The organism is Mesorhizobium sp. PL10 (assembly GCF_053714315.1).
In genome coordinates, this window is sequence record NZ_JBSKBR010000258.1 from 1 (window position 1) to 216 (window position 216).

At 58.8% G+C, this 216-nt stretch carries 1 protein-coding gene; it reads right to left on the bottom strand.

All coding sequences use genetic code 11. From position 1 onward, the window contains the following. Positions 1-216: hypothetical protein (locus ACWGTO_RS34075; RefSeq protein WP_454579030.1), on the bottom strand; the 216-nt coding region annotated here is incomplete at both ends.

Sequence of the window (216 nt, forward strand, 5' to 3'; positions counted from 1 at the left end):
TTCCGGGGGTCCCTCCCCAGCGCCCGATACTCCGAAATTTCCTTGTCCAGTGAACCGCCTTGCAACTGAGAAGCCAAAGACCCCTTGTTGTTGTCCTGGAGCCACAGCGCAAACTGCCTAAATCCGGAAAGGGTAGTGCGGACGGTCCCTTTGGTGGCGATGTTGCGCTGCTCGGCGTCGAGCCGGAACCTTGCCAAAAGATCCACGTCTTCGGCA